6 protein-coding genes are annotated in these 9288 nt (G+C 35.9%); all 6 read left to right on the forward strand.

All coding sequences use genetic code 11. From position 1 onward, the window contains the following. Window positions 1-81: 81 nt before the first annotated feature. Genes BUB55_RS13395 through BUB55_RS13420 form a run of 6 tightly spaced genes read left to right on the forward strand, consistent with a single transcriptional unit; the run spans window position 82 to window position 9212 of the window. Entirely contained in the window at window positions 82-375 is a 294-nt protein-coding gene (locus BUB55_RS13395; RefSeq protein ID WP_234971947.1) for a DUF4007 family protein, read from the forward strand. A gap of 4 nt (window positions 376-379) precedes the next feature. Beyond that, a complete protein-coding gene (locus BUB55_RS13400) occupies window positions 380-4006 on the forward strand; it encodes a hypothetical protein (protein WP_073192347.1) in 3627 nt (1208 codons plus the stop codon). Further along, entirely contained in the window at window positions 4006-5160 is a 1155-nt protein-coding gene (locus BUB55_RS13405) for an aminotransferase class V-fold PLP-dependent enzyme (protein ID WP_073192340.1), read from the forward strand. Before BUB55_RS13400 ends, BUB55_RS13405 begins: the two co-directional genes overlap by 1 nt. Before the next feature lie 11 nt (window positions 5161-5171). Further along, the gene (locus tag BUB55_RS13410) at window positions 5172-7373 is read left to right on the forward strand and encodes a DEAD/DEAH box helicase family protein (RefSeq protein ID WP_073192350.1); all 2202 of its coding nucleotides are present in this window, start codon (window positions 5172-5174) and stop codon (window positions 7371-7373) included. A 22-nt stretch (window positions 7374-7395) separates the two neighbouring features. Further along, window positions 7396-7560 (forward strand): hypothetical protein, encoded by a 165-nt coding sequence (locus BUB55_RS14395; protein WP_159432002.1) that lies wholly within the window; start codon window positions 7396-7398, stop codon window positions 7558-7560. Further along, the gene (locus BUB55_RS13420; RefSeq protein ID WP_073192344.1) at window positions 7551-9212 is read left to right on the forward strand and encodes an AAA family ATPase; all 1662 of its coding nucleotides are present in this window, start codon (window positions 7551-7553) and stop codon (window positions 9210-9212) included. Before BUB55_RS14395 ends, BUB55_RS13420 begins: the two co-directional genes overlap by 10 nt. The last annotated feature ends 76 nt before the right edge of the window (window positions 9213-9288 follow it).

Here is a 9288-nt window from a genome sequence, read left to right on the forward strand (position 1 = left end):
TGCTTGGTGTTTTTTTGCTGAACCAAATTTACAAGTTGGAGACCACCTTTTTCTTTTTGGTTGCAGAAATTTCAACTAACTTTGGGGCATCTTCCTTTTAACCCTTGGATTACTCTAGCTCTAATTCAGAAGAAACACTGTGGAATAGATGAAATTCAACTGAAAGACTTGCTGTTGACTCCCGAAAGCATTGGGAAGGCTTTTAATCTTGATTCTATAACATTGCTTGAAGTTTTACGAAATCTTGAAAAGCTGGGCGAAGCGAAGATTATTAGAACAGCAGGGTTGGATGTTGTAAGAATTAAGCATCCAAAGCAACAGTACATTGATTGCGTTCAAAAGTATTACGAATCCATTGCAAATGAAAGGGCTTAATGTTATGAGCAAAATGATTCAAACTGCAAGTGGTTTCCAGTATTCTGTAAATATTGAATATGATTTGCATAATACAGAGAAATTGGGGAATTTTATCCCAACGAGATCGTCGTTGTCTTTGTTAGAAAATATCCTTGAAAGTACTCAGAATAGTGCAACTAATCGAGCTAGAATTCTAATTGGTGCATACGGAAAAGGCAAAAGTCATATTGTGCTTACGATTCTGTCCCTGTTGATGAAAAAGAATCGTGACCTATTCGTTCATTTAAATGAAAAAATCCAAGAAAACAATCGCCTATCTGCGCTGCTGAAAAATTATTATAGTGGAAAGGTCAAGTTGTTGCCTGTTGTTATTTCTGGCAATAGCACAAGTTTGCATCAAGCCTTTATATTTTCCTTGCAGAAAACCCTGAGCGATAATAACCTAATGGATGTTATGCCGGAAACCAATTATGCGGCGGCAATAAAAACGATTCAAAAATGGGAAAAAGATTATCCTCAAACATTTAAAGCATTTGCAAAAGGAATAAACGGAACTACCAAAGCATTCATTGAAAAATTACAGGATTTCGACGTGAATGCGTACCGGCAATTTGAGCAGATTTATCCTGAATTGACAGCCGGAAGTATTTTTAATCCCTTTGTAGGTTTTGATGTTGTTGACCTATACGAAAGTGTTGCTAAAGCGTTAAAAAGGACTTCAAAATGGACTGGTCTCTATGTTGTGTACGACGAGTTTAGCAAGTATCTTGAAGCCAATATATCTACAGCAAGCGTTAGTGACACAAAAATGCTGCAAGATTTTGCGGAAAAGTGCTCAAGAAGCGGTGATACGCAGATGCACCTTATGCTAATTTCGCATAAAGAGATTGCGAATTATATTGACCTACTTCCAAAACAGAAAACAGATGGATGGCGAGGCATCTCGGAACGATTTGAACATGTCTTGCTTAATAATAACTTTACACAAGTATATGAGATAATATCATCGGTCATCAAGAAGAAACCTGCTGATTGGAATCGTTTTAAGAAAAGTCATAGCAAAGAAATCGACGACCTGTTTGCGCTATATAGTAAGCACCCGTTGTTTAATGAAATGAAGCCTGATGAGGTGCAAAAACTTCTGCTTGATTGCTACCCGCTTCATCCGGTCAGCATTTTTATTCTACCGCGACTTTCGGAGCAGATTGCTCAAAACGAAAGAACTCTTTTTACATTCTTATCAGCACAAGGACATTCGACACTTTCTGCATTTTTAAGCGGGTATGACGATTCTGATTTTAAGTTGGTTACTCCAGATTTGTTGTTTGATTACTTTGAACAACTTTTCAAGAAGGAAATCTACAATAATGAAATTCGCGATGTCTATTTATTGGCAAGTCGCGCTTTGGATAAAATTGGGAAGAAAAAGGTTCTTGAATGTAAAATCATAAAAACATTGTGCTTGCTTTATATCCTGCAGCAGTTTGAAAAGATTAAGCCGGTTAAAGAAGAAATATTTCGCATTTACAAAAATGAATACACAGAAGAAGATATTCTTTTAGCTATTGACAATCTTGTAGAAAAAGAATTCGTCGTCTATTTGCGGCAGAGTAATTCTTATTTAAAATTGAAAGAATCCTCTGGTGTTGATATTGAGAAAACAATAAATGATGAAATTGAACGACAGCGCAGTAAATTTGATTTGTGCGATATTTTAAACGAGTTTAATACAAGTGCGTATTTATATCCTTCGAGGTATAATGACAAATATGAGATGACTAGATGGTTTGATTTCATATTTGTTTCTGATAAAGAATTCATAGAAGATGCGGACTGGCAAAGCAAATATGCCGAGAGTGGCTCTGATGGTCAAGTTATTGCAGTCGTTTTAAGTGGAAAAAATTCAATAAAAAAGATTCGCGCTTTGGTCGAGCAAGTTTCTGCTGCTCAGAGACAAATTTTATTTGTTGTTCCCATGCAGTATAACGAAATCGAAAGTACCGCAAAAAAATATAGTGCGGTTTATGCTCTGCGCGAGAAATCTCATGGCGATAGTGCTCTAGAAGACGAATATCAGGTCGTGATAGATGATTTGAGCGAAGTGTTATACGGATTTATTGCCGATTATATCAGAGCTGAGAGAAATGCTTCGTCATATATTTATTGCGGAGGAGATGCCTGTATTTGTAGAAAATCGGAACTTTCTGAAAAACTTTCTGAAATCTGTGAAAATATTTATTCAAAGGCTCCGATTATCAAGAATGAGGCTATCAATAAAAACTCTCCAACAACAGTAATGGAAAATGCCCGAGATAAGGTTATTTCTGCTTTACTAAGAAATGAACTAGAATACAACCTTGGTTTGACCGGGACGGGTCCTGATGTATTTATTATGCGTAGCGTTTTGATAAATACAGGTCTGTTGATTAATGAAAAGAATGATGTAAGATTAAATTTTGATTTCCAGAAAAAGGATGATGTCGCCGTTGTAAAACCTATTATTGACGCTCTGCAATGGTTTGTCAATAATGCTGCAGAGAAGAATAAAGTTTCTTTTGATGCGCTGTATCGAAAATTGACATCACCTAGTGGAAAGATCGGTATGAGAAAAGGGGTCATTCCGATATTTATAGCCGCCTTCTTGCACTGCCATAAAAAGTCTATTTCTATTCATAATGAAAATGGTTCTGTAGAAATTTCTGCGCAGACCTTAAACCAGATAAATGAAAATCCTGATTCATATACTCTGACATACATATCTTGGGATGCGACAAAAGAAAAGTACATCCATGATATGAAAACTTTATTTGGTTGGTGGCTTACACCTTACGAGATGAAATCGCTTGAAATTGATGGATTGGTTTCTGCGATGAATCGTTGGTATTTTGATTTGCCTAAGTATACGAAAGAAATTTATTCAAAGGCAAATCCCAAAAGGACCAATCAAACTTTTGTGGATTTTTTGAATTTGTTTGCGCAAAATGTAAGTAGCGAAGAATTTCTTTTTGAACGAATTCCGACAGTGTTTACGGGAAAACCGTCGTGTGGGAAAAATGTCCTTGCGAAGCTATCCGATGCCAAAAAGCACATCGATGATTCAATAATTAGACTAAAGCAGTCGCTTTTAGATACAACAAGAAATGTTTTCGCTAATCAGCAAGTAAAGAAAGCCTCAGTGTCTTCTATATGTAAAGAATGGACTAAGAGACTTGATAAGAATGTTTCTGACAATGTATTTGATGATGGTATAACTGATAGGATGCTGAATCTTTTCTGTCAGAATATATCGGATGAGTCAAAATTCATTGAAGGTCTTGCAGAAATTTTGACTGGATTGAGAATTGTTGATTGGAATTTCAATACGACCGATTCTTTTAAGACCAAACTGAAAGAGTGTAAGAACGCTGCAGAAAACTATAAAGAATCTGATAAACGGAATCAAGATAATAGCTATAGGCTTTCTTTTACCGACGAAAAGGGCCGCGAATCTGCAAAGACGTTTAGCAAAGTCGATTTGACTCCTCGTTCACGGTTACTCTTCAATAAAATGGAAGACGCACTTAAAACAATGGGCCAGTCGCTTACCGCTGCAGAAAAACGACAGGTTGTTGTGGATATTCTTCAAAAAATGTGCGGGGAGAACAACTAATGGCTTATTTCGACAATGCTGCAACGACTTTCCCGAAGCCAGAATGTGTTTATGATTTCATGAATACATTCTATAGGGAATGTGGCGGAAATGCTGGCCGCGGAAATCATAAATTTTCTATGGGTGCCGGCAAGGTTGTTTCTGAATCAAGAAGTCGTCTTCAGCAGTTGTTGCATTGCGAAAACAAAAAAATTGTATTTACGCCGTCGGCAACGGTAGCGTTAAATATGATTTTACAAGGCATTTTGAATGGGGGAACATCACAAAGAAAAAATGTTTATATATCTCCGTTTGAGCACAATGCAGTGACAAGAGTTCTTCATCATTATGAAGAAATTGGAATAATCAACATTGCAATGCTTGATATTGATGATAATCTCCATTATGATTTTGCGAGAATAAAGAAGAACTTTGATAAAGCTGCCCCTTCTTTGATGGTGGTGAGCCATGCGAGCAATGTTATTGGTTTGGTTTCTCCAGTAGAAGAGTTGTGTTCGATAGCTAAAAAGTATGGCGCGGTTACCGTCATTGATATGGCGCAGACTGCTGGGCTTGTAAATTTAAATGTTGGTCTGGAAACAATTGATTTTGCTGTATTCGCCGGGCACAAAACACTTTATGGACCAACAGGAATTGGTGGCTTTGCAATGAAATCGGATTTTGATTTAAATCCCGTTTTGTTTGGTGGAACCGGTTTTGAAAGCGCTAATCAGGATATGCCCAGAGATATTCCTCAACGTTATGAGATGGGGACGCTCAATATTGTTGGTATCGCCGGACTCTATGCATCTACGGGTTGGATTCTAGATGAGGGAATAAATTGTTTGTGGGAACATGAGCAATTAAAAAGAAAAGAATTGTTGAAAATCCTTCGTTCTTATGATTTTGTAAAGATTATCGGCGACAACGAAAATAATCAATATGTTGGAATAGTCTCTTGCGTAATTGATGGATTGCCGAGCGATACAGCTTCCAGCATTTTTGCGGAACAAAATATTGCCGTTCGCAGTGGTTTACAGTGTGCTCCTTTGGCTCATAAAACTCTTGTAACATTCCCTTCGGGAACGATAAGATTTAGTTGTAGCACGTTTACGAGTGATGATGATTTTAGTGAACTTGTAAAGACTTTAGACTGGATAAATGGGAATTTGTAGTGGGTTCGCTTATGAGTTTGCTGAATATACAAATTGAATCGGAATATAGGAATCTGCACGGAAATATAATCCGTAGCTTTTACAATCCTCTTTTAAGCGAAGCTGTTGCATACGATCGTTCCGTTGGTTTTTTCTCGTCAACCGCATTGTCCTGCTTCTCTGTTGGATTGTGCAATTTTTTAAAAAACGAAGGCAAAATAAGATTAGTGGCAACTCCGTATCTCTCGGATGAAGATGTTAAAGCAATGAGAGACGGATACAAAGTTAGAGATAAAATCATTGAAAATGCTTTGATAAGGAATTTATTTGAACCGGCAAATGGTAAAGAATTTGATCGCTTAAATATGCTAGCAAATCTTATTGCTGAATGCCGTATGGATATAAAAATTGCAATTACAAAAGCTGGCATGTATCATGAAAAGCTAGGAATAATCGAAGATTCTGATGGAAATTTTGTAGCATTTTCTGGATCTTCAAATGAATCGGAAAACGCATTTTTAAACAATTATGAGTCGACGGATGTTTTCTGTTCATGGAAGGAATTTGAAAAAGACAGGGCTCTGAAGAAAAAGAGATCCTTTGAGAGAATTTGGAATGGAACCGATGACGCTCTTGAAGTTCTTGATTTTCCGAAATTGAAGGATGAGATTATACGTCGATACAAAAAAGCTGTACCGAAGTTTGACATGGATGATGACATTTCGTATGAACCTCCTAAAATAGGCGGAATGAATCTTGGCGAAAGGACGGCGAACTATTCACCGTTGGTAGAAAAGAATGTGCCAAAGATGCCTAAATGGTTTGAAGAGAATATTTACGATTATCAGAAAGAAGCAATAGAAAATTGGACGAAGTGTGATTTTTGTGGAATTTTTGATATGGCCACAGGTACGGGGAAGACATTGACTGGATTAGGCGCATTAGTAAAATGTGCTGAAAAAAACGATAATATACTAGCAGTTTTCATTGTTGTGCCCTATCAGCATTTAGTCGAACAGTGGGTTGGAGATGTCGAAAAATTTAATATAAAGCCTATTGTCGCCTATTCTACATCGCCTCAAAGTAATTGGAAAGATCGCTTAAAAAAGGCTGTTCGCGATCAGAGGATTAGATGTAAAGAGAAAGGTTTTTTCTGCTGTGTTACAACAAATGCAACTTTCAAAAGTTCATTTATGCAGGAACAAATAGATAATGTTTGCAAAAACATTCTTTTGATTGTTGATGAAGCTCATAATATTGGTACATCAAACTCCCAACGTTTTTTAGATTCCAGGTTTAGATGCCGTTTGGCGCTTTCTGCAACTTTAGATCGTCATAAGGATGTTGAGGGGACGGCCTTTTTATATAATTATTTTGGGAAAGTGTGTATATCCTATACACTTGAGAAAGCTATTGCCGAAGGTAAACTTACTCCATATAAGTACAAGCCGATTCTAGTGTATTTTACAGATGATGAATTGTCCGAGTACAAACAAATATCAAGTGAGATTTTGCTGCATATTACAAATAAAAATGGAAAAGTTGAACTTGATTCATATGGGGAATATCTCGCAATAAAGAGGTCTCGGATTGTTGCGGGTGCTAATAATAAACTGGATGCTTTCCGAAAAGAGATCGAAGTATATAAAGAAAAACAAAATATTCTTGTTTATTGTGGCGCGACAACTACAAATTCAGATGAGGGCTCTTGTAAATATGATGATTATGAATTCCGTGCTGAAGAACGGCAAATTGTTGCTATAACAAAAATTCTTGGCAACGAAATGAATATGAAGGTTGCAAGATTTACATCGGAAGAAGATATTGTTCAACGTCAAATGATATGTCAAAAGTTTAAGGAAGGTGATTTGCAAGCTATTGTTGCTATAAAATGCCTTGATGAAGGCGTGAACATTCCTTCTATTAAAACAGCGTTTATTCTCGCTAGCACGACGAATCCCAAAGAATATATTCAGCGGCGCGGACGCGTGTTGAGAAAATGTGCAGGGAAGTCTTATGCGGAAATATATGATTTTGTCACACTACCGCGGAATCTTCAACAGGTTTCAAATTTTTCAAAAGAGGAACTGAAAGCAGATTTCTCTTTAGTAAAAAACGAACTCCGAAGAATAAAAGAATTTTCACGACTTTCAGATAACGAAATCGATAGTCTTGATTTGATTACTTGTATACAAGATGCGTATCACATAACGGACAAAGATTTAAATGATTAACTCGCTATATGGAGACTCAACCATGTATCAGAAAAATGATATTGAAATAGATGAGAAAAAAGTTGATGCTTTGATGTCTAGCATCATAATGATGGAAAATCTTAATTTGAGAACACATGCCAAAAGTGATTCTCAAATGATAGCGGACATTCAGGATAAAATAGAGGAGGAATTACAATGTTATTAGAATCTATAAAACTTCATAATTTTAGACAATATAAAGAGACCTCGCTTGATTTCGCTCAAGATATCCAAGGGAAAAATGTTACCATAATTATTGGTGAAAATGGAAGTGGCAAAACAACTTTCTTACAAAGTTTTTTTTGGTGTTTGTATGGTATAACTTATTTTAAAGATCCTGTGGTATTGAATAAGGATGTCGCCGCCAATATGACGCCTTCCTTTCCGGAGGATGTTTTTGTTGAATTAAAATTACAACATGGAAATAATAAATTTAGAATAAAAAGAATTCAGCAGTTTGAAAAAGATAATTCAAATAATATTAGACCTAAAAAATCACTTTTTGAAATAGAAAAAAAAGACGAATCTGGAAATACGTCGTATGTAGATGCGACAAAACGGGAACATACAATAAATAATATTTTGCGTAAGGAATTGGCTCGATATTTCTTTTTTGATGGTGAACGTATTGAGACAATGGGAAAAGAAATTTCTGGATATAAAAAGACAGAGGAATTTGCAGAGGCGGTAGAAGGTCTGCTTGGTCTGAAAGGGATGCAAAAGGCCCTGGAACATTTAAGTGGGGGAACCAAAAATTCTGTTATTGGCAAATATAATCAGCGCTATGATGTAAATAGTGACTCTGAAGTGAAAAAATTGACAGATGAAATTAATGACTGCAATGATAAAATTGAAGCTTATACTGATTCTATGAATGAAAAAGATGCTGCAATTCGAAAAGCAGAGGAATTAAGGGATCAGAAAGCTGAGGAATTAAAAGAATACGAATCAAGTAAGGCGTTGCAAGAGAGAAAAGAACAATTACAGAAGGTTATAAAACGATCTCTAGCAACAAAAGCAGATGCTCAAAAAGAGATATGCCGTGCTTTTAATAATCAAGCGAGTTCGTTTTTTACATTAAAATTAATAAAAGATGCGTATGATATTTTAGTGAAATTAAAAATTTCAGGAAGCGATATCCCGAGTATTACGGACAAGACAATACAGTACTTGATTGATCATGGAGAGTGCCTCTGTGGTAGACATTTGCCTCCCGAATCAGTTGAATTAGAATATATAAAGAAATGGTTTGATGTTCTCCCGCCAAAATCAATTGGCAATATGGTAAATGATTTTAAAATGACTGCTAGAAATAGAATCGGATCGTTAAATGATTTTATTGATGTCCGGGATGGAAAACTTGCTAGAATAAGTGAATGTGATGAAGAAATATTGAATGCAGAAGATGAAATACAATCGACTATCGATTCAAAGTTAAATGGAATAGATGTTGAGGAAATTGTAAGGACGATATCATCTACTATAGCGGAGTGTGAAAGATGCATAAGTAGGGATAATCAGGAGATTCGCGAATTGTCTGAAAAAATTGGAGCAGAAAAAGCGAAAAAAGAGAGTGCGGAACTTCGTTTAAAAGAACATGCGTTGAAAAGTAAAACAAATCGTAAAATTGAAATATATAAAGCATATGCAATGCGCATAAATCAACTATTATCAGACAAATATGCTAAAAGCGAAAAAGAAGTTCGTTCTAGGCTTGTTGACAATATGAATGAAATTTTTTCAAAAATAAATAATGGTGATTTGTCTGTTCGTATAAATGAAAAATACCAAATTGATGTGAAGATGCCCCAAAGTTAGTTGAAATTTCTGCAACCAAAAAGAAAAAGGTGGTCTCCAACTTGTAAATTTGGTTCAGCAAAAAAACACCAAGCAA

This window comes from Fibrobacter sp. UWP2 (genome assembly GCF_900141705.1).
Lineage (GTDB): Bacteria > Fibrobacterota > Fibrobacteria > Fibrobacterales > Fibrobacteraceae > Fibrobacter.